The following is a 21,305-nucleotide window of genomic DNA, read 5'->3' on the forward strand; positions in this document are numbered from 1 at the left end:
GTGTCCGTTGTCGGTACTGACCGTTAGCGTTGACTCCGTCACTCACTGGTACGGGCGCGGCGCCGGGTGCGGCCGGGCCCCGAGAGGACGAGGGGGACGGGTGTGAGCGAGCCGCTGACCGACGGCGAGCCACCTGCCGAGCTGCGGCTGACGACCGCGGAGTGGGGCCTGTGGCAGGCGTTCCGCAACGGCAGTCCGCACGACCTGCGCACGGGCGATCCGGCGCTGGACGATCCACGGGCGGAGGGCTCGTGGGGGCCGCAGCGCACGGTGCGCGCCCGCGTCATCGCGCTGCTCCTGCTGCACGGGCCGCCGCCGCTGCTCGGCCGCGTCGCGTCCCTGCACCTCACGGGCGCGCGGGTCACCGGCCGGCTCGACCTCTCCGGCGGGCGGGTGCAGCCGTACGTGGAGCTGACGCAGTGCCGGTTCGACGAGGCGGTGCTGCTGACCGAATGCCGGATGGGTACCGTCCGGCTGCTGGACTGCCTGCTGCCGCGGCTGGAGGCCGCCCGCTCCGCCACCGACGGGGATCTCCACCTCGCACGCTGCACCGTGCCCGAGGGGATTCGGCTGACGGACGCCTCGATCGGCACCGACCTGCTGCTGAACGAGGCGACGGTCGGCAGCGGGCACCGGAGCCGGGCCGTCGCGGCCGACGGACTCAACGTCGGGCAGGACCTCCAGGCGAGCCTGCTGCGGTGCGAGGGCGAGCTGAGTCTGCGCGGCGCGCAGATCGGGGGGTCGCTGTATCTGTACGGCAGCGTGCTGCGCAGCCACGGCGGCCGGTACGCGCTGCACGCGCCCGAGATGCACGTCGCCCGGTTCATGCACTGTGCGACGTCGGGCCCGGGCACCCTTCACTACACCCAGGGCCTCACCCCGCCCGCGGGCGCCGGGTACCGGCTCGACCACCGCCCGCTCCCGGGAGCGCGGACGAGCCCGGAGGCCCCCGCGGAGGCGGCGGCGGGCGGGGCCCCGGGGGAGGCTGCGGGCGAAGCACCGGGGGTGAGGCGGTTCCGGTGCACGGGCGGGCTGAAGCTGGACGACGGCCGTTTCGGCGACTCTCTCGTACTGGACCAGGCGCTGTTCACCCTCCGGCGCGGCCAGGAGATCTCCCTGCGCCGGGTGCAGACCCCCGAGCTGTGCTTCACCCCGGAGCGGCCGTCGGGCGGCCGGGTCGTGCTCTCCGGGGCGACGGTGGGGAACCTCGTGGACCGCATGGAGAGCTGGCCCGTGCGGGACGGGCTGTGGATGGCCGGTTTCTCCTACGACCAGCTCATACCCGTCGGCGCCTTCCCGCTCTCCCAGCGGCTGGCCTGGCTGGCGACGGCGACCCCCGAGTACAGCCCGGGCCCCTACGAGCACCTCGCCGCCGTCCTGCGCGACGACGGGGAGGACGCCGAGGCCCGGCTCGTGCTGCTGGCCAAGCAGCGGCGCCGGCGGGAGACGCTCTCCCCGGCCGGGAAGCTGTGGGGCTATCTGCAGGACTGGACGGTCGCCTACGGCTACCGGCCGGGCCTGGCCGCCCTGTGGATGGCCGTGCTCTGGCTGGCGGGGGCGCTGTTCTTCGCCGGCCGTCCCCCGGCCCCGCTGGAGCAGGACAAGGCCCCGCACTGGAACGCGGCCGTCTTCGCGCTCGACCTGCTGCTGCCCGTCATCGACCTCGGTCACGACCGGTCCTGGAAGCCGGCGGGGCTGGCCCAGTGGGTCGCCGTCGCCCTCATCCTGGCCGGCTGGATCCTCGCCACGACCGCCGCGGCCGGGGCGACGCGGCTGCTGCGCCGCCAGTGAGAGGGGCGACGGGGCCGAGCGCCGGGGCACGGAGCGACGGAGCACGGCGGCGCCGTAAGGTGGCCGACTGTGACGATCGCACTGCCGCTGTTCCCGCTCAACACCGTGCTGTTTCCTGGGCTGGTGCTGCCGCTGAACGTCTTCGAACCGCGCTACCGCGCCCTGATGCGGGATCTGCAGGAGATCCCGGAGGACGAGCCGCGTCCCTTCGGCGTCGTGGCGATCCGGGACGGATTCGAGGTGGCGCCCACCGCCGTCGGGCTCCCGGGCGACGACACCGCGGACCCCGGGCCCGCCGCGGGCTTCGGCCCCGACCCGGCCGCCTCCTTCCACAGCGTGGGCTGCGTCGCGGACGCCTCCACGATCCGGGAGCGCGAGGGGACCGACGGCTACGAGGTGCTGGCGACCGGCACCTCGCGGTTCCGGCTGCTGTCCGTCGACGCCTCGGGCCCCTACCTCGTCGGCGAGGTGGAGGAGCTGGAGGAGGACAGCGGGGAGTGCGCGGGCGCGCTGGCCGCCGGAGTCCTGCGGGCCTTCGGCGAGTACCGCAAGCGGCTGGCCGGGGCGCAGCAGCTCACCCTCACCACGGGGCAGGAGCTGCCCGAGGAGCCCTCGGTCGTCTCGTACCTGGTCGCCGCCGCGACGGTCCTGGACACCGTCACCAAGCAGCGGCTGCTCCAGGCGCCGGACACGGCCTCGCGGCTGGCCGAGGAGCTGCGGCTGCTGCGTCGGGAGACGGCGGTCCTCGGCGAGCTGCCCTCGCTGCCCGCCGTGGACCTCACGCACCGGCCGACCAGCCCGAACTGAGGGGAAGGCCCGATGGGGAAGGCCAGGAAGCGGTCGGCCGGCGGCTCGAGGGGCTCCGGCGGCACCCCGGCGACGGTGGCGCTGACGGCCGCGGGCGTGGCGTTCACCGTCCACGCCTACGAGCACGACCCGGCCGCCGCGTCCTTCGGCCGGGAGGCCGCCGCGGCGCTCGGGGTCGAGGCGGCACGGGTCTTCAAGACACTGGTCGCCGAGGTGGACGGGGCGCTGACGGTCGCCGTCGTCCCGGTGTCGGGTTCGCTGGACCTGAAGGCGCTGGCGGCGGCGGTCGGCGGCAAGCGCGCCACGATGGCCGACCAGGCGGCCGCCGAGCGGTCGAGCGGGTACGTGCGGGGCGGCATCTCCCCGCTCGGCCAGCGCCGGGCGCTGCCCACGGTGGTGGACGCCTCGGCGCGGCAGCACGCCACGGTGTGCGTGTCGGCGGGCCGCCGGGGGCTGGAGATCGAGCTCGCCCCGGCGGATCTCATCGCCCTGACCGGCGCCCGCACGGCCGCCATCGGCGGCTGAGTCCGAGAACGGGCGGTCGGGGCGGCGGCCCCTCACGCTCCGGGCGGGCTGTGGGCCGCGCCCGCGTCAGCCCCGGTCGCGCCCCGACGGGCGCGTTCCCGGCGGTGGCGACGACGCGCCGGGCCGCGGGGCCTCGTGCTGGGGCGCACCGGGCCGGGACGCGTCCGGTTGCGGAGCACCCGGCTCCGGCGATGTGGGCCGGGACGGCGGCTGCCCCCAGCCCTGCGGTACGGGGAGCGGCTGCGGCTCCCGCGGCCCCAGGGCCGCGAGCAGCAGCAGCTGCGTGGTGAGCGCGGCCAGCGGCCACAGCAGCAGCAGCGTCCAGCTGCTCAGCTCCAGCGGGCCGTCGAAGACTCCGCCCCGCCCGGCCTCGACGGCCCGCGCGTCCAGGTCGCCGTCGGGGCCCAGCAGCCCGCCGAACCACGCGGCCACCCAGGAGCCGAGCGTCGCACCGGAGGCCAGGCCCAGCACCATGCCGACGCCGCCACGCCGGCGGAGGACGAAGGCCAGCGCACCGCACAGCACGCCGACGCCGATGGCGAGCAGGACGAAGGTGCCCTGGACCCCGAAGGACGCCTCGCTCTCGCTGTTGCGCAGGAAGGCGTTCCGGCCGTCGGAGATGTAGCCGACGGTGGGCGCGAGCCACCACCACAGCAGGCCCAGCAGCAGGCCGCCCGCCGTGAGCACCGCCGTCGTCGCCAGCCCGTCCCACAGGTCGCGGCGCCCCATCGCCGGCCCGACGGGCCGGGACGGTGCCCGGTGCTCCCCCTCGGGACCCGGAGGACGGCCGCCCCACGGGTCGTAGGGCTGCTGCCCGGCGCCCTGCTCGGGCTGGGAGGGGCGTCCTGGCTGCGGGGAGGCGGGTGTCGGTGCGGTCACACCGCCATCGTGCCAGGTCCGCGCCCGCACCCGGGAACGGGGCGGCGGGCCGGGCAGGTCAGCGGACGGCCGCCCGGCGGTAGGCCCAGGTGGCGGCGGTGAGCGCCAGGGCGCCGACCGCGGCGCAGACGCCGAGGTCCACCGCGACGCGCGGCCAGTTCGGGGCGGGCCCGAAGGTGGCGGCGAGCGCCTCGACGCCGTAGGTGGACGGGAGCAGCTCGCGGGCCCAGCGCACCGGGACGGGCAGCGCGGTGGCCGGCAGCACGCCCAGGAGCAGGGCCGCCGACATGCCCAGCTGTCCGCAGAGTGTGGCCAGCTCGGGCCGCGGGGCGAGGAGCCCGAGGGCGGCCCCGAGGCCCGCCAGCGCCGCTCCGGCCAGCGGGATGACCCCGGCCAGCACCCACAGCCCGGTCAGCGGCAGCTCGTAGAGCACGCTGCCGGTCACGGCCGTGACGAGGACGCCCGGCACGGTGAACGAGGCGTAGGCGCCCGCCGCGCCGAGCACGACGGCGGCCGGGGGCACGGGCAGCGTCGCGTAGTGGTCGAGGCCGCCGGAGGCCCGCAGGGAGCCGAAGTACTGGGCGAGGAGGTTCAACGCGACGAAGGCGACGACGAGCACGCTCGACCCGGCGACCACCGCCCGTGCCTCCGGCCCCGGGCCCGGCTCCACGACACCGCGCAGCAGCACCATGATGCCGATGGACTGGAAGGTGGCCACGAAGAGCAGCGGGATGCGCGCGACCCTGGCGCGGGAGAGCTGGGCGCGGTAGACGGCGCCCAGGGCGGGCCACAGCCCCACACGGGGGGCCAGGGGCGCACGGTCCGCCCGCTCGGCCGGCCGGCCGGTGGCGGCCGCCGCGGGGGCGGCGTGTTCGACGGATGCGGCGCTCACGCCTTCACCAGACCTTCCGTTCGGCCGCCGAGGGCCAGGTACACGTCCTCCAGGCTCGGCGTGGCCAGGGAGAAGTCGTCGAGTGCCGCGAAGGCGGGGCCGCCGGTGACGGTGGCGACGGCGGCCCGCGCGGCGTCCGGGGGGAGCCGCAGCGTCCAGCGCCGCCCGGAGCGCCGTGCCGTGGCCTTGAGGGCGGCGACCTCGGGCAGATGCAGGGGCGGCTCGTCCCGCCAGACGAGGTCGAGGCGTACGTCCTCGCCGACGAGGGCCTTGAGCCCGCCGGGCGTGTCGCAGGCGATGACGCGGCCGCGGTCGAGCACGGCCACCCGGTCGAGCACGGACTCGGCCTCGATGACGTTGTGGGTGACCAGGACGACGGTGACGCCCCGCTCGGAGCGCCGCCGGTCGATCGCCGCCCACACCGACCTGCGGGCCACCGGGTCCATGCCGGTGGTCGGCTCGTCCAGGACGAGGAGGGGCCGCTCGCCGACGAGGGCGGCGGCCACGCAGGCCAGCCGGCGCTGGCCGCCGGAGAGCTTCTTGAGGGGACGGCCGGCCAGCGGGGCGAGCCCCAGCTCCTCCAGGACGTCCCCGGTGGCCTGCCGGGCCTCGGCGGCGGGCAGCCCGCGCAGCCGGGCCGTCGTCTCGGCGGCGAGCGCGACGGTCAGCTCGTCCAGCGCCGCGGACTCCTGACCCAGGTAGGCCAGCAGCCGGGAGGCCCGGCCGGGGTGCCGGACGAGATCGTGGCCGAGGACGTCGATGCGCCCGGAGTCGGGCCGCAGCAGCCCGGTGAGCTGGCGCACCAGGGTGGACTTCCCGGCGCCGTTGGGGCCGAGGATGCCGAAGAGCTCGCCGCGCCGCACGGTGAGGCTGACTCCGTCGCAGGCGCGCACGGCCGGCGCGGCGGGGGCCTTGCGCCGGGGCCGCTGCGCCGGGTACGTCTTCACCAGGTCCCGTACGGCGCACACCGGCCCGGCGAGGGTGTCGTCCTGTCGTGCGCCCGTCTCCACGAGCTACGAGGGTACGCGCCCGCGGCGGCCGCTCTGTCACCCACCCGGGTTCACCGGGCCGAACCGTGCCCCGGGCGGCGGGCGGGCGACGCCTCAGCCGTCGGCCGGAACGCGTTCTTCCCCGGTGTGTCCGCCCACCTCGCGCCAGAAGCCCGCCCGGATGGCGTAGCGGTCGTGCTCGTCGATCTGGTCGTCCTTGTGCGCGAGGAGGCCGAAGCGGGCGGCGTAGCGCAGCAGCTCCCCGTCGATGCGGTGCGGGATGCGCGGGTACTGGCTGGAGAGGTGGCCCAGGTGCGCGGAGGCGCCGAGGCGGGCCGTCCAGCGGCGGGCGAAGACCTGGCCGACCTCGAAGGGGTCGCCGCTGACGGTGGTGATGTCCTCTTCGCGGTCGGCCCAGCGCTGCTCGGCGGTGGTGAGCTGGGCCAGCGTCGGCAGCGCGGCCACCTCCGGCGGCTCGGCCGGTGCGCCGCCGCGGTCCACCCAGCCCTTCTCGGACGACCAGCGCAGGGTCGCGCCGGCGGGCGCGCTGTTCGGCGTGACCGTGGGACGGCCGAGGCTCGCCAGGTCCTTCGGGGTGGGCACGCCCCGCGCGGCGGGGGTGTCCGCGGTGCCGCCGGCCGCGGCCTGGGCGCCGCGCCCGTTCTCGCTGGGGACCCCGTTGCGGGAGCCGGTGGACTCCTTGGACGGGGTGCCGGGCCGCTCGGGCAGCGGGGCGGAGAGGATGGCTGCGATGTCCGGGCGCGTGGGCGTCTGCGGTGCGCACACGCCGGTGGGCTCCTTGGCCCGGACGGCACGGGTGATCCAGGTGCGGTCCAGCACGCGGCGCTCGTCCGCCTCGGCCACCAGGTCCTCGGACTGGTTGTAGTCCCCGTCGGCGGCCTGGACGGCCCACAGGTGGACGGCGACTCCGTGCTCCTTGGCCGACATCAGCCCCGGCAGCAGGTCGCCGTCCCCCGTGACCAGCACGATGTCCGAGCACGCCCGGTTGCGGGCCAGTTCGGTCAGCTCGGCGTGCATGGCGGCGTCCACGCCCTTCTGGGCCCAGCGGCCGTCGCTGCGGGTGAGGGCGCCCAGCCGGACGGTGACCCGGGGCATGACGCGGAGCCTGCGGTGCTCGGGCTGCGGGACGCGGTCGGGCGCGCCGTCGAACCAGTAGATGCGCAGCAGGGCGCAGCCCGTGTCCTGCTCGGCGCGCTCGCGCAGGCCCTGGATGAGCACGGAGTGGTCGACGCTGATGCGGGACCGGGTGGGCTCCCCCGCCAGCAGACTCGCCGCCGCCCCCAGCAGATACCCGGCGTCCACCAGGACGACGCAGCGGTCCACGGTTCACCCACTCTCGTCGACGGCAACGGCAGCCGCAGCGGCCGGTTTCCTTCGAGTCTGCCCGACCGTACCCGGGGTTATCAGCCGGAACTCGATCTTCGGCGTGGCGAATCGGCCGGTGGCGCGCGTAGACCCGCACGTGGACGACCGCGCACACGAGGGGTATTGCCCGAAATGCGAAGAGTGTCCGCCCATGCGAATCTGATTCCGGCCGAGTTCCACGGACCACGTGTCCACGGATCCAGAGGAGGTTCACCCATGGCCAAGAACAAGAACCGAGATCGCAACAAGCAGCGGAACCGTCCGGCACCGGGCGGGGACGTGCAGAACCCGGGCACCGACCGCCCCGTGGAGGCGGAGGAACCCGAGACGTCGGCACAGCGCAAGAACCGGCGGCTCGGTCACAACTGACCGCGCACGCCAACCGGTTCCCCTTCGCACGCGGCACCGGTGAGTGAGGGCGCCCCGGACCACCCGGGTCGCCCTCACTCCCACGTCGGCCGTGCCCCGAGGAGGCGCGGGGAACCGCGCGGACCACCACCGCGCGCCCACAGCCTGCGAGGCGACACACAGGTTGGAACGGCCCCGCCCAGGCCCGGGGCCCGGCACAGGGGGGGGCGGAGCGGGACGACGGCCCTCAGCCGGCCAGGCAGGACGGCCCGAGCAGCTCCTTGAGATCACCGAAGAGCGCCGGATCGGCCGTGACGCGGTGGCGGTCGAGCCGCAGGACCGTGGTCCTGCGGGCTCCCTCCAGCCGCACCCGCACCTCGGAGGAGCCCCGGTGGTGGGTGAGCACCTCACCCAGCTTCGCCACCAGCGGCGGGGTGACCTTGACCGACGGAATCGTGATCGTCACGGGGGCGTTGGCGGACGCCTCGCTCAGGTCCGGGACCATCAGCTCCATCGCGACCAGCCGCGGCACGTCCTCCCGTTTGTCCAGCCGTCCCTTGACGAACACCACGGCGTCCTCGACGAGCTGGGTGGAGACCAGCTGGTAGGTGGCGGGGAAGAACATGCAGTCGATCGAGCCCGCCAGATCCTCCACGGTGGCGATGGCCCAGGCGTTGCCCTGCTTGGTCATCTTGCGCTGGAGGCCGGAGATGATGCCGCCGATGGTGACCGTCGAGCCGTCGCTGTACTCCCCGCCCGTGAGCTGCGAGATGCCCGCGTCGGCGCGTTCGTTGAGGACGTGCTCGATACCGAAGAGCGGGTGGTCGGAGACGTAGAGGCCCAGCATCTCCCGCTCCTGGGCGAGCAGGTACGTCTTCTCCCACTCCTCCGGGGAGAACTCGACGTCGAGGCCGAAACCGGGGCCGTCGGAGCCGTCGTCGGCGCCGAGGTCGCCGAAGAGGTCGAACTGCCCCTCGGCCTCCTTCCGTTTGACCTGCACCACGTTGTCGATCATCGGCTCGAACTGCGCGGTGAGCCCCTTGCGGGTGTGGCCCAGCTCGTCGAACGCGCCGGCCTTGATCAGGGACTCGACCGTCCGCTTGTTGCAGACGACGGCCTCCACCTTGTCCAGGAAGTCGGGGAAGGACTCGTAGGCGCCCTTGGCCTTCCGGCAGCGGACGATGGCGTCCACCACGTTCTGGCCGACGTTGCGCACGGCCGTGAGGCCGAAGACGATCGTGTCGTCACCGCGCGGCGTGAAGTTGGCGTCGGACTCGTTGACATCCGGGGGCAGCACCTTGATGCCCATGCGACGGCACTCGTTGAGGTACACCGCCGACTTGTCCTTGTCGTCCCGCACGGAGGTGAGCAGCGCGGACATGTACTCGGCCGGGTAGTTGGCCTTGAGGTAGGCCGTCCAGTAGGTGACCAGGCCGTACGCCGAGGAGTGCGCCTTGTTGAACGCGTACCCGGCGAACGGCACCAGGACGTCCCACACGGCCTGGATGGCCTCGTCCGAGAAGCCCTTCTCCCGGGCGCCCTTCTGGAAGTTGGCGAACTCCTTCTCCAGGACCTCCAGCTTCTTCTTGCCCATGGCCCGGCGCAGCAGGTCGGCCTGGCCGAGGCTGTACCCGGCGAGCACCTGGGCGGCCTTCTGCACCTGCTCCTGGTACACGATGAGGCCGTAGGTGATGTCCAGGACCTCCCGGAGCGGCTCCTCCAGCTCCGGGTGGATCGGGGTGATCTCCTGCTGGCCGTTCTTGCGCAGGGCGTAGTTGATGTGCGAGTTCATACCCATCGGGCCCGGCCGGTACAGGGCCGAGACGGCGGAGATGTCCTCGAAGTTGTCGGGCTTCATCATGCGCAGCAGGGAGCGCATGGGGCCGCCGTCGAACTGGAAGACGCCGAGGGTGTCGCCGCGCTGGAGCAGCTCGTAGGTCTTCGGGTCGTCCAGGGGCAGGTCGAGCAGCTTGATGTCGACGCCCTTGTTCTTCTTGATGGCCTTCTGGGCGTCGTCCATGATCGTCAGGTTGCGCAGACCCAGGAAGTCCATCTTCAGCAGGCCGAGCGACTCACAGCTCGGGTAGTCCCACTGGGTGACGACCACGCCGTCGTTCTTCGGGGAGAAGACCGGGACGTGGTCGATCAGCGGTTCGCTGGACATGATCACGCCGGCCGCGTGCACGCCCATCTGCCGCACCAGGCCCTCGATGCCTCGGGCGGCGTCGATGACCTTGGTGACGTCCGGCTCGTTCTCGTACATCGAGCGGATCTCGCCCGCCTCGCTGTAGCGCGGGTGGTCCTTGTCCGTGATGCCCGACAGCGGCAGGCCCTTACCCAGGACGTCGGCTGGCATGGCCTTGGTGATGCGGTCCCCCACGGCGTACGGATAGCCCAGCACCCGCGCGGAGTCCTTGATGGCGTTCTTCGCCTTGATGGTGCCGTACGTGCCGATCATGGCGACCTTGTCGGCGCCGTACTTCTCGGTGACGTAGCGGATCACCTCACCGCGCCTGCGCTCGTCGAAGTCGATGTCGACGTCGGGCATGGAGACGCGCTCGGGGTTGAGGAACCGCTCGAAGATCAGACCGTGGTCGATCGGGTCGAGGTCGGTGATGCCCATGGCGTAGGCGACGATCGAGCCGGCCGCCGAGCCGCGGCCCGGGCCGACGGCGATGCCGTTGTTCTTGGCCCACATGATGAAGTCGGCCACGACGAGGAAGTAGCCGGGGAACCCCATCTCGATGATGACGCCCATCTCGTAGGCCGCCTGCCGCTGGCGGTCCTCCGGGACGCCGCCGGGGTAGCGGCGGGCCATCCCCCGCTTGACCTCCTCCTGGAACCAGCTCACCTCGTCGAAGCCCTCGGGCACGTCGAACCTGGGCATGAGGTTGCGCGGCTTGAACATGCCCGTCGTGTCCACGCGGTCCGCGATGAGGAGCTGGGTGTTGCGGCAGCCCTCCTGCCAGGCGTCCGAGTTGTCGATCGCGTACATCTCGGCCGCGGACTTCAGGTAGTAGCCGGAACCGTCGAACTTGAAGCGGTCGGGATCGGAGAGGTTGCTGCCGGTCTGGATGCACAGCAGCGTGTCGTGCGCGGACGACTCGTGCTCGTAGGTGTAGTGCGAGTCGTTCGTCACGACGAAGGGGGCCCCGAGCTTGCGGGCGATCTCCTCCAGGCCGGCCCGGGCCCGCCGGTCGATGTCGATGTTGTGGTCCATCAACTCGACGAAGAAGTTGTCCTTGCCGAAGATGTCCTGGAACTCCCCCGCGGCCTTCAGGGCCTCGTCCATCTGCCCCAGCCTGATGCGGGTGGACACCTCGCCCGACGGGCAGCCCGTCGTCGCCATGAGGCCCTCGGAGTACTCGGCCAGCAGCTCGCGGTCCATGCGGGGCTTGCGGAAGAAGCCCTCCAGGCTGGCCCGGGACTGCGCGCGGTAGAGGTTGTGCAGGCCGGTGAGATCCCGCGCCCACATCGTCATGTGGGTGTAGGCGCCGGCGCCCGCCACGTCGTCCCGCTTCTGGTGCGGCGCGCCCCACTTCACGGGCCGCGTGTACCGCCGCGACTCCGGTGCGACGTACGCCTCGATGCCGACGATGGGGGTGATCCCGGAGCCCTCGGCCTGGTGGAAGAAGTCGTAGGCGCCGTGGAGGTTGCCGTGGTCCGTCATCGCGATGTGGGACATCTCCATGTCGCCACACGCCTTGAACATGTCCTTCAGCCGTGCCGCTCCGTCCAGCAGCGAGTACTGAGTGTGCACGTGCAGATGCGTGAACGGCTGGTCTGTCACGGGTGGGGCTCCTCCGGCACGGGGTTTTCCTGTGGCTCTGGACGTCTCGCGCGACGTCCTGTGGCGGTGTCGAAGTCTACGACCGGGGTGTGACAGCGGCCGCATCACGCGTCCCTCCGCGCCTCCCGGGTCACGGGAAGATTCCGGTCCCCGGTCTTCACCTGACGCTTACGGCCCGGCGTGGCACACTCGGCCCCGATGGGCGCAGCACCGAGTACCGGCATCCGGACAGCACGCGCCGCGGTCTTCACCGCGGTGTGCGTCGCGCTGTCCGCGGGCACGCATGTGCTGCTGTCGGCCAGCCCGGTGCCGCTGCCCACCCTGCTCGCCGTCACCGCTGCCGTCTTCCTGTGCGCGCTCCTCCTCGCGGACCGGCGCCGCGGCCTCGGCACCATCGCCGCGGCCCTGATACCGCTGGAGCTGGCCGCCGACACCGTCTTCACCTCGGGCCAGGCCGCCTGCTACGGCACGGCCGGCGGTCCCGTGACGGGCCCGCTGCGCTCGATGGGCGTGGACCTGGTGTGCGCGGGCGGCGGCTTCGGCACACCGCTGGCCCGCATGGCCGCCGACACGCCCGTCCCCGAGCTCGCGCACCCGCTGGCCCCCTGGATGCTGCTCGGCGCCCACGTCACCGTCGGGCTGGCCGCCTCGCTGTGGCTGTGGCGCGGCGAGGAGGCCCTGGCCCGGCTGCTGCGGGCCGCCGCCACCCACGCCTACGCGCTGCTGTGGCCGCCCTCCGCCGCCGCCCTGGCCGCCGGGCTCCCCGCGACCCCCGGGCGCCCCCGGCTCCGCCCCGAGGACCGGGCCCGCGCGCCCCGCGCGCTCCCCCTGCTGACGCACTCCGTCGTACGGCGCGGGCCGCCCCGCCCCGCCGCCGGCTGACCCGCCGGCCGTCACCGCCCGCCCCGCCGGGGCCCGGGCGCCGTACTCCCCCGTACCGAACACCACGGAGCATGACGTCATGAGCAAGCGCAACAGCCAGGAAGCCAAGAGGGCCGCCCGCGAGCGGCTGCGCGTCGAGCGCGAGCAGCAGGCCAAGAAGGAGAGGATGCGGCGCCAGCTGGGCGTCGCCGGGGCCGTCGTCGCCGTCCTGGCCATCGCCGCCGGCATCGGCGTGGCGATCACCAACATGACCGGTGGCGACGGCGAGGACAACAGCGACTGGTCGGCCGCGTCCCAGGTCGCCGAGGGCAAGGAGAAGGCCGCGGGCGGCTACAAGAGCTACCTCGCCCCCGCCAACACCGAGGGCGAGGACGGCACCGACATCATCGTCGGCGAGGCCGGCTCCGAGAACACCGTCACGATCTACGAGGACATGCGCTGCCCGGTCTGCTCCTCCTTCGAGGAGAGCGTGGGCGGGGAGGTGCTCAAGGACATCGAGGACGGCTCCTACAAGGTGGAGTTCGTCTTCGGGACCTTCCTCGACAAGGGCCTGGGCGGCAGCGGTTCGAAGAACGCCCTCAGCGCGCTGGGCGCCGCGCTGAACGAGAGCCCCGAGGCGTTCCTGGAGTACAAGAAGCTGCTGTACTCGAAGGAGCACCACCCCGAGGAGAGCGGCCCGGACAAGTTCGGCGACGACGCCCACCTCATCGAGCTGGCCCAGAAGGTGGACGCGCTCAAGGACAACGCCGAGTTCGAGAAGAACGTCACCAACGGCACCTACGACCCGTGGGCGCTGAAGGTGTCGAAGAAGTTCGACAACGCCGAGGACGTTCAGGGCACGCCGACGGTCAAGCTGAACGGCGAGAAGGTCGCCACGCCGCGCGGCACGGCGCCGATGACGCCCCCGGAGTACAAGTCCCTCGTCCAGGACAAGCTGGAGAAGTGACCGGACTTCCCGGGCGGCGGGCGGTGTCCTTCGGGGCGCCGCCCGCCGGCGTGTGCGGCCCCGGGGGGGGGACGCACGGCCGGACGGGCGTGTGTGGCGGGCGGTGGGCGATCGCGTGAACAGCCGGAAGTCACTCTTGCGTTGACGCCGGGTTGTCCTACCCTGCGGTAACGTGACGCAACTTGACGCTGACACCTCAACCACCGCCGCGCCGTCCGACAGAACCGCGCGGCCCGCGACCGCCCCCCGGCGCCGCACCGTCCTCGCCGCCGCCGCGACCACCGCCGCCCTGGTGCCGCTCGGCGCGGGCACCACGGCCGGCGCCGCCGAGACCGGCCCCGCCTTCCTGCACGGCGTCGCCTCCGGCGACCCGCTGCCCGACGGCGTCCTGCTGTGGACCCGCGTGACCCCCGAGCCCGGCGCCACCCCCGGCTCGGGGCGCGGCGCGGCCCTGGACGTGGCGTGGGAGGTGGCCGAGGACGCCGCCTTCAGCCGCGTCACCGCCCGCGGCACCGTCCGGACCGGCCCCGGCGCGGACCACACGGTCAAGGCGGACGTGCGCGGGCTGCGGCCCGACACCGCCTACCACTACCGCTTCACCGCGGGCGGCACCCGCTCCCCCGCCGGGCGCACGCGCACGGCACCGGCCGCCGACGCGACCCCGGACAACCTGCGCCTGGGCACCGTCTCCTGCTCCAACTGGGAGGCGGGCTACTTCTCCGTCTACCGGCACCTCGCGGCCCGCGACGACCTGCACGCCGTCCTGCACCTGGGTGACTACCTCTACGAGTACGCGACGGGCGCCTACGGCACCCGCGGCACGACGGTCCGCCCGCACGAACCGGCCCACGAGATGACCACCCTGGCCGACTACCGCACCCGGCACGGCCAGTACAAGAGCGACCCCGACCTGCGCGCCCTGCACGCCGCCCACCCGGTCATCGCCATGTGGGACGACCACGAGTTCGCCAACAACGCCTGGTCGGGCGGGGCCGAGAACCACACCCCGGGCGAGGAGGGCTCCTGGCCGGCCCGCGTGGCCGCCGCGAAGCAGGCCTATTTCGAGTGGATGCCCGTCCGGCCCTCCACCGCCGGCACCACCTACCGCCGCCTGCGCTTCGGCACCCTGGCCGACCTGCACCTGCTGGACCTGCGCTCGTTCCGCAGCCAGCAGTCCGGCTTCGGTGACGGCGCCGTCGACGACCCCGAGCGCACCGTCACCGGCCGTGCCCAGCTCGACTGGCTGAAGTCCGGGCTTGCCGCCTCCTCCTCGCGCTGGCGGCTCGTCGGCACCTCGGTGATGATCTCGCCGATGGCGTTCGGCTCACTGCCCGCCTACCTGCTGCGGCCCGTCGCCGAGCTGCTGGGGACGCCCGCCGAGGGCCTGGCCCTCAACACCGACCAGTGGGACGGCTACACCGACGACCGCCGCGAACTCCTCTCCCACCTGCGCTCGCGCGGCATCGGCAACACCGTCTTCCTGACCGGCGACATCCACATGTCCTGGGCCAACGACGTCCCCGTGGAGGCGGCGACGTACCCGCACTCCGGCACGGCGGCGACCGAGTTCGTGGTCACCTCCGTCACCTCGGACAACATCGACGACTACGTGCGGCTCCCGGAGGGCTGGACGAGCCCGGTCGTCTCGGGGGCGCTGCGGGCGGCCAACCGGCACGCCCGGTGGATCGACTCGGACATCCACGGCTACGGCGTCCTGGACGTGACCGCCGAGCGGACGCAGATGGACTTCTACCGCGTCTCCGACAAGACCGAGCGGGGCGCCGACAGCCACCACGTGCGCTCCTACCTGACGCTCTCCGGCACCCAGCGGGTGGCCGAGGCGGACGGTCCGGTGCGCTGAGCTCGCCCGTCCGGTCCCGGGGCTCGCGGAACGGACCCCGGGACCGGGCGCGTCAGACGGCCTCGGCGGCCGCGGCGGCGTCGGCCTCGGCGAGGAAGTCCAGGGCGACGCGCCACGTCCGCCCCGCGGCCTCGGCGTCGTGGTCCTCCAGGTCCGGGTCGGTGTAGAGGTGCCCGGCTCCGGCGTAGCGGTGGACCTCGACATCGGCTCCGGCCCGTTCCATGCGGAGGTACCAGGCGTTCAGCCAGTCGTCCGGCTCGAAGGGGTCGGGCTCGGCGACGTGGAGCTGCACGGGCAGGCCGTCCACGGCGGCTCCCTCGGGCACGTTGGAGGTGCCGTGCAGGAGCAGCAGGGCGCGGGCCTTCTCGTCGCCCAGCGCCACGCTCTGCGCGATGGCGGCCCCCAGCGAGAACCCGGCGTACACCACGCCGCGCTCGGAGAGCGGGGCCGCCACGGCCACGGCGCGGCGCAGGAGTTCGTCCCGGCCGAGCTCGTCCATGACGGCACGGCCCTCCTCGACGGTCTCCAGGACCCGGCCGTCGTAGAGGTCGGGCACGTGCACCTCGTGCCCGGCGGCCCGCAGCCGTTCGGCCGCGGCCTCCACGGCGGGCCTGCGGCCGTAGACCGAGTGGAACAGCACCACGGTGGCCAACGCGTCACTTCCTTCCGTTCCGTCCCCGCCCCCGACGGTCCCGTGGGCAGGGGTCCTCATCGTGACAGGTACGGTCGAGTGAGCCCCTCACCCCTCAAGGAGTTCGAAGCGTCATGGAGAACGTGCTGCGACCGGTCATCGTGTTCGGTGGTGCCCTCGTCGTCGCCTGGATCGTCGCCTGGATCGTGGACCGGCTGCTCGTGCGGATCGACGCCCGGCACCCGGAGACCCCGATGTGGGGCCTGCTGCGTCAGGGACGTACCCCGTTCACGGCGGTGCTGTTCGTCGCCCTGGTACGCGGCTTCTTCGGCAGCACGCACCTCGCGGTGGACAGGCGGGGGACGGTCGAGCTGTGGCTGACGATCATAATGATCGCCGCCTCCGCCTGGCTCGCCCTGCGCGTGGCGGCGGCGGTGATGGAGACGACCTCCGCCCGTTACACCGGCGCCGCCCACGACCCGGCGCGCGCCCGCCGCGTGCGGACGCAGCTGACGCTGATCCAGCGCCTGGTGACGACCGTGGTCATCGTGGTCGCGGCGGCGGCCATCCTGCTGCAGTTCGACGGCATGAAGGCCGTCGGCACCTCGATGCTGGCGTCGGCCGGCGTTCTCGGCATCGTCGCGGGCATCGCGGCGCAGTCCACGCTGAGCAACCTGTTCGCCGGGCTGTCGATCGCCTTCGGTGACATGGTGCGCATCGGCGACACCGTCGTCGTGGACGGCGAGTACGGCGTCGTGGACGAGATCACCGTGTCCTACCTCGTCCTGCTGACCTGGGACGAGCGGCGCATCACGATGCCGGTGTCCTACTTCACCAGCAAGCCCTTCGAGAACTGGTCGCGCGGCGGCTCGCAGGTCGTCGGCACGGTGTACCTGCACCTGGACCACAACGCGCCCGTGGCCGCGCTGCGCGCCAGGACGGAGGAGGTCGTGCGGGCCAGCGACGCCTGGGACGGCCGCAGCTGGAGCCTGGTCGTGACGGACACCACGCCCAGCACGATCGAGGTGCGCGCGGCCATGTCCGCCCGGTCCGCGGACGACATCTGGACGCTGCGCTGCGAGGTGCGCGAACAGCTCCTCGCGTGGCTGCGCGACGAGCACCCCGACGCGCTGCCGCGCCTCCGCACCACCCGCGAGGCCGGCGGCTCCTGAGCCGCCCGGCGCAGCGGACGGGCTGAGCTCGCCGGCTCCGCGCCCAGGCGCGGGCCGGCGGTCTCGGGGCACGGGGACCCGCGCCACCGGCGAGTCGGCTCGGCCCCGCACGCGCTATTCGCGCACCCGGTCCAGCGCCGACCGGAGGTCCTCCGGGTACGCGCTCTCGAACGCGACCCAGGCCCCGTCGGACGGGTGCTCGAAACCCAGGCGCATGGCGTGCAGCCACTGCCGGGTGAGCCCCAGCCGGCGGGCCAGCGTCGGATCGGCGCCGTAGGTGAGGTCGCCCGCGCACGGGTGCCGGTGGGCCGCCATGTGGACCCGGATCTGGTGGGTGCGGCCCGTCTCCAGCTTGATGTCCAGCAGGCTGGCCGCACGGAACGCCTCGATGAGGTCGTAGTGGGTGACCGACGGCTTGCCGTCCGCGACGACCGCCCACTTGTAGTCGTGCTGCGGGTGCCGGCCGATCGGTGCGTCGATGGTGCCGCTGAGCGGGTCGGGATGGCCCTGGACGAGGGCGTGGTAGCGCTTGTCGACCACCCGGTCCCGGAACTGCTGCTTGAGCCGACTGTAGGCGCGCTCCGACTTGGCGACGACCATCAGCCCCGACGTGCCCACGTCCAGCCGGTGCACGATGCCCTGGCGCTCGGCGGCGCCCGAGGTGGCGATCGTGTACCCGGCCGCGGCCAGGCCGCCGATGACGGTGGGCCCGCTCCACCCGGGGCTGGGGTGCGCCGCGACCCCGACCGGCTTCATGACGACGACGAGGTCCTCGTCGTCGTGCACGATCTCCATGCCCTCGACGGGCTCGGCGACCACCCGCACCGGGGCGGGGGGCGCGGGCATCTCGACCTCCAGCCAGGCCCCGCCCCGGACGCGGTCCGACTTGCCGGCCTCCGCGCCGTCCACCCGCACCTTGCCGTCGGCGGCCAGCTCGGCGGCCTTCGTCCGGGAGAAGCCGAACATCCTGGCCAGGGCGGCGTCGACGCGTTCGCCCTCCAGGCCGTCGGGCACGGGAAGGGTACGGACCTCGGGGGATGGTGGGATGCTCACCCCGTCGAGTATGCCGGACTCCCGCCACCCGTTCGGACCAGCCCCGCGTGCACCGGGCCCGCGGAGGACGTGACAGTGCCACTACCCGCGGTCCCGCCCCCTCGTCGGCACGGGTCGGCACGGTCGACGCGGGGAGAGGAGCCCGCCGTGTTCCCCCGCACCGCCGGCCGTCTCCGCGTCCGCGGCCCCCGCGGCGCCGGCCGCCGTCCCCCGCGTCCGTTCCCTGCCGCCGTCCTCGCGCTCGCCGTCGCGGCCGTGACGCTCGCCCCCGCGCCGGAGCGGGCCGCCGCGGCCCAGCGCGCCGACATCACGGGACCGTGCGCGATCGCCCCGGAGCCGCGCGGCTGGGTGGGCGAAGGCCCGTACACCGGCCGTCATCTGCAACCGCTCGGCGAGCAGACGGCCACCGTCCTGATGGTCGACTTCCCCGACATCCCCGCCCGCGGCGCGGCGGCCGAGCGTGCCGCGTTCTTCACCGGCCACGCCGCCGACTTCCTCGCCCGCTCCTCCTACGGCCGCTACCGCCCGCGCTTCGCACCGACCGACGGCTGGGTGCGGATGCCGCGCCCCTGGAGCACGTACGGCATCGGGCGGCGCGTCCCCACGGCCACGATGAAGCGTTACGTCCAGGACGCGGTCGACGCGGCGCTCGACCGCGGGACCACCTTCGCCGAGACCGACCTGCTGCTCGTCGTCGCGGACGACAACGTGCCCGCCTCCCCCGCCGTCTCCCAGGCCCGGACGTTCGCGGAGCTGGACGCGGGCGGACGGTCCGTCACCGCCGCCGCGCTGGTCTTCGGGCGCGAACAGGACGGCGCGGACTGGCAGCGCGGCAACTTCACCCACGAGACGCTGCACCTGTTCGGCCTGCCCGACCTCTACAACGCGGCCCGCGGCGCCTCGGTGGAGTTCGCCGGCGCCTGGGACCCGATGAGCGTGGCGGCGCGCAGCGACCTGCTCGGCTGGCACAAGTGGAAGTTCGGCTGGCTGCGCGAGGCCGACGTCGGCTGCCTGCCGGACGGCGGCACCCGGCTGCTGCGGCCCGTCGGCTCCGCGGAAGGAGGCAGCATCGCCGTGGTGCGGACGGGCGAGAGCACGGCGCTGGTCGCCGAGGCCCGCACCCGCACCGGGCCGGACTCCGGGATCTGCACCGAGGGAGTGCTGCTCTACACCGTCGACTCCAGCGTGCGCACGGGTTACGGACCGGTCCGGGTGCTGGACGCCACTCCCGGCAGCGGCGGCGGCAGCCGGTGCGGGGCGTGGCGGCCGCCCGCCCTGGCCGAGCTGTGGGACGCGCCGGTGCTGCCGGGCGGCAGCCACCGGCACGAGGCCGACGGCGTCACGGTGACCGTCGAGACGCGCACCGAGGACGGCTACCGCGTCCGGATCAGCCGGTGACGTCCGCCGGGCTCAGTCCCGATGCACCCTGCCGTCCGGGTCGAGGCCCCGGAAGGACAGGATGACGATGAGGAAACCGCCGCAGACGATGGCCGCGTCCGCCAGGTTGAAGACGGCGAAGTGGGCCGGGGCGATGAAGTCGACCACCGCCCCCTGGAAGACGCCGGGGGAACGGAAGACGCGGTCAGTCAGGTTGCCGAAGGCCCCGCCGAGCAGCAGCCCCAGGGCGATGGCCCACGGCGTGCTGTAGAGCTTGCGGGCGATCCGGAAGATCACCACGATCACGGCCGCCGCGATGGCCGTGAACACGATGGTCAACGCCTCCCCCATGCCGAAGGCGGCCCCGGGGTTGCGTACGGCGTGGAAGCGCAGCAGCTCGCCGACGACCTCAATGGAGGGCTCGCCCTCCAGATACTCGACGACGACGATCTTGGAGATCAGGTCCAGCGCGTAGGCCACCGCCGCCACCCAGAGGAGCACGGCCACACGCCGCCCGCCGCGTGGCGCCTCGTCAGCGCCCCCGGACTCGTCCCTGGCCTGCTCCGGCACGTCTTCGATGGCCTGCTCCACCTCTGCTGTCACGTGACGAGCGTACGACACCGGCCGTCCCCCGCCCTCAGTGCCGCTCCTGCTTCTGCTTGCACTCCACACACAGCGTGGCCCGGGGAAACGCCTGCATCCGCGCCTTGCCGATCGGGTTGCCGCAGTTCTCGCACAGACCGTAGGTGCCCGCCGCGATGCGTTCGAGGGCACGCTCGCTCTGGTACATCATCTCGCGGGCGTTCTCGGCCACGGCCATCTCGTGCTCACGCGTGATGTTCTTGGTCCCGGTGTCGGCCTGGTCGTCGCCGGCCCCGTCCCCCGGGTCCCGCATGAGGCCCGCCAGCGCCCGCTCGGCCGCCTCGATCTCGGTGCGCAGGCGTTCCACCTCGGCCGCCAGCTCGCTCCGCGCCTCGGCGACCTCGGTGTCCGTCCAGGGCTCCTCGCCCACCCGGACGGCCAGCTCCTCCGGTGCCGCAGCGATGCGGGCCTGGGGCACGGCCGTCTGGGTACCCGTCGTCTTCTTCGCAGCCACCGCTCCGGCTCCCGTCTTCCCTCGGGCCGCTTCCCGGCCCAGCGTGTCCTTCTCGGGTCGGTCCGGCTTCCGTGCCGGGGCCTTCCCGGCCGCCGTCTTCCCGGCCGCCGCCTTCTTCGCGGCCGTCTTCTTCCCGGCCGCCGTCTTCTTCCCGGCCGCCGTCTTCTTCCCGGCCGCCGTCTTCTTCCCGGCCGCCGTCTTCTTCGTGGTGGTCTTCTTCGTGGTGGTCGTCTTCTTCGCGGCCTTCTTGGCGGCGGGCTGCTGAGCAGGGGCCCCGCCGGTCGCCTTCTTCCCGGGCGCCTTTCCCGCCGCGGCCTTCCCCTCCGGGGGCTCGGCACCGCCCGGGGCCGCCTCGGTGCCGGCGGGCTCGGCCGGTGCCTTCTTCGCCGCCGCCCTCCCGGCCCGGGGGCCGCCCTTGGCTGGCGTCTTCCTGGCGGCTGCCTTCTTCGCCACGCCTGCCATCGCCGCGACCCCTTCACATAGTGTGATCTTGCTCGCGAATCGTGCCGGAACGATAAATCGACTCGAAGCACGCGGCAACGGGACGCGCCGTTCGGTACGTGATCTCCGCGGGAGCCGCCCGGCGCCCGCGAAGGCGTTGTGCCCCAGCCCCGCGCCGCGGAAACCGCTCGGCGGCGCTTCCGCACGGCCCGTACACTGGTCGGCAGCGAAAGGCGTGGATGGGGACGAGTAGCGTCCGTACGCAGCCGAGAGCGACCCGGGGACGGTGGGAGCCCGGGGGCGAGCGCGACGTGAAGATCACCCCGGAGCCGCCGGAAGAAAGCCGCACCCTCCGGGTGGGTGAGTAGAGCCGGCACCGCAGGGGCCGCCCCCGGGCGTCGCCCCGGCCCAATGAGCGGGCGGTGGGTCACGAGAACCA

18 protein-coding genes are annotated in these 21,305 nt (G+C 73.6%); 9 read left to right on the forward strand and 9 right to left on the reverse strand.

Features of this window, described 5'->3' with window-relative positions; all coding sequences use genetic code 11:
* Positions 1–102: 102 nt before the first annotated feature.
* The 3 genes from O7609_RS03425 to ybaK all read left to right on the forward strand — a co-directional run bounded on the left by O7609_RS03425 (position 103) and on the right by ybaK (position 3,123).
* On the forward strand, positions 103–1,791 hold the full coding sequence (locus O7609_RS03425) for an oxidoreductase (protein WP_269733417.1): 1,689 nt from the start codon (positions 103–105) through the stop codon (positions 1,789–1,791).
* Between the two features lie 69 nt (positions 1,792–1,860).
* Positions 1,861–2,598, forward strand: coding sequence for an LON peptidase substrate-binding domain-containing protein (locus tag O7609_RS03430; protein WP_269743064.1), 738 nt, complete (start codon positions 1,861–1,863; stop codon positions 2,596–2,598).
* 12 nt (positions 2,599–2,610) lie between these two features.
* On the forward strand, positions 2,611–3,123 hold the full coding sequence (gene ybaK, locus O7609_RS03435) for a Cys-tRNA(Pro) deacylase (RefSeq protein ID WP_269743065.1): 513 nt from the start codon (positions 2,611–2,613) through the stop codon (positions 3,121–3,123).
* A gap of 66 nt (positions 3,124–3,189) precedes the next feature.
* Here ybaK and O7609_RS03440 read toward each other — a convergent pair whose 3' ends face one another.
* The 4 genes from O7609_RS03440 to O7609_RS03455 form a co-directional block, all read right to left on the reverse strand.
* Entirely contained in the window at positions 3,190–4,002 is an 813-nt protein-coding gene (locus O7609_RS03440) for a hypothetical protein (RefSeq protein WP_269733420.1), read from the reverse strand.
* 58 nt (positions 4,003–4,060) lie between these two features.
* A complete protein-coding gene (locus tag O7609_RS03445) occupies positions 4,061–4,894 on the reverse strand; it encodes an ABC transporter permease (protein WP_269733421.1) in 834 nt (277 codons plus the stop codon).
* Positions 4,891–5,904: an ABC transporter ATP-binding protein gene (locus tag O7609_RS03450; protein ID WP_269733422.1), complete on the reverse strand. Its 1,014-nt coding sequence runs from the start codon at positions 5,902–5,904 to the stop codon at positions 4,891–4,893. Before O7609_RS03450 ends, O7609_RS03445 begins: the two co-directional genes overlap by 4 nt.
* 93 nt (positions 5,905–5,997) lie before the next feature.
* On the reverse strand, positions 5,998–7,227 hold the full coding sequence (locus tag O7609_RS03455) for an NYN domain-containing protein (RefSeq protein WP_269733423.1): 1,230 nt from the start codon (positions 7,225–7,227) through the stop codon (positions 5,998–6,000).
* Between the two features lie 258 nt (positions 7,228–7,485).
* Here O7609_RS03455 and O7609_RS03460 point away from each other — a divergent pair, with 258 nt between their 5' ends.
* On the forward strand, positions 7,486–7,638 hold the full coding sequence (locus O7609_RS03460) for a hypothetical protein (protein ID WP_269733424.1): 153 nt from the start codon (positions 7,486–7,488) through the stop codon (positions 7,636–7,638).
* 226 nt (positions 7,639–7,864) lie between these two features.
* Here the strand turns inward: O7609_RS03460 and dnaE are convergent, their stop codons facing one another.
* Positions 7,865–11,407, reverse strand: coding sequence for a DNA polymerase III subunit alpha (gene dnaE / locus O7609_RS03465; protein WP_269743066.1), 3,543 nt, complete (start codon positions 11,405–11,407; stop codon positions 7,865–7,867).
* Positions 11,408–11,605: 198 nt separating this feature from the next.
* Here dnaE and O7609_RS03470 point away from each other — a divergent pair, with 198 nt between their 5' ends.
* From O7609_RS03470 to O7609_RS03480, 3 genes are all read left to right on the forward strand, one after another.
* Positions 11,606–12,289, forward strand: coding sequence for a hypothetical protein (locus O7609_RS03470; protein WP_269733426.1), 684 nt, complete (start codon positions 11,606–11,608; stop codon positions 12,287–12,289).
* Positions 12,290–12,368: 79 nt separating this feature from the next.
* Positions 12,369–13,235 (forward strand): thioredoxin domain-containing protein, encoded by an 867-nt coding sequence (locus O7609_RS03475; RefSeq protein ID WP_269733427.1) that lies wholly within the window; start codon positions 12,369–12,371, stop codon positions 13,233–13,235.
* Positions 13,236–13,407: 172 nt separating this feature from the next.
* Entirely contained in the window at positions 13,408–15,096 is a 1,689-nt protein-coding gene (locus tag O7609_RS03480) for an alkaline phosphatase D family protein (RefSeq protein ID WP_269733428.1), read from the forward strand.
* Between the two features lie 52 nt (positions 15,097–15,148).
* Here O7609_RS03480 and O7609_RS03485 read toward each other — a convergent pair whose 3' ends face one another.
* Positions 15,149–15,808, reverse strand: a complete 660-nt coding sequence (locus O7609_RS03485; RefSeq protein ID WP_443072050.1) for a dienelactone hydrolase family protein — start codon at positions 15,806–15,808, stop codon at positions 15,149–15,151.
* Between the two features lie 53 nt (positions 15,809–15,861).
* Here O7609_RS03485 and O7609_RS03490 point away from each other — a divergent pair, with 53 nt between their 5' ends.
* Positions 15,862–16,899 carry a mechanosensitive ion channel family protein gene (locus O7609_RS03490; protein ID WP_269733430.1) on the forward strand — a complete coding sequence of 346 codons (1,038 nt, stop codon included), beginning with the start codon at positions 15,862–15,864 and terminating at the stop codon, positions 16,897–16,899.
* Between the two features lie 114 nt (positions 16,900–17,013).
* On the opposite strand, the gene O7609_RS03495 is transcribed toward O7609_RS03490, so the two are convergent.
* Positions 17,014–17,946 (reverse strand): RluA family pseudouridine synthase, encoded by a 933-nt coding sequence (locus O7609_RS03495; protein WP_269737002.1) that lies wholly within the window; start codon positions 17,944–17,946, stop codon positions 17,014–17,016.
* 153 nt (positions 17,947–18,099) lie between these two features.
* Between O7609_RS03495 and O7609_RS03500 the strand changes: the two genes are divergently transcribed.
* A complete protein-coding gene (locus tag O7609_RS03500) occupies positions 18,100–19,350 on the forward strand; it encodes a peptidase M6 (protein ID WP_269733431.1) in 1,251 nt (416 codons plus the stop codon).
* 12 nt (positions 19,351–19,362) lie between these two features.
* Here the strand turns inward: O7609_RS03500 and lspA are convergent, their stop codons facing one another.
* Together lspA and O7609_RS03510 are read right to left on the reverse strand one after the other, a co-directional pair.
* Positions 19,363–19,920, reverse strand: coding sequence for a signal peptidase II (gene lspA, locus O7609_RS03505; RefSeq protein WP_443072227.1), 558 nt, complete (start codon positions 19,918–19,920; stop codon positions 19,363–19,365).
* 46 nt (positions 19,921–19,966) lie between these two features.
* A complete protein-coding gene (locus tag O7609_RS03510; protein ID WP_269743068.1) occupies positions 19,967–20,887 on the reverse strand; it encodes a TraR/DksA family transcriptional regulator in 921 nt (306 codons plus the stop codon).
* Between the last annotated feature and the right edge of the window lie 418 nt (positions 20,888–21,305).

The organism is Streptomyces sp. WMMC1477 (genome assembly GCF_027460245.1).
Classification (GTDB): Bacteria; Actinomycetota; Actinomycetes; order Streptomycetales; family Streptomycetaceae; genus Streptomyces.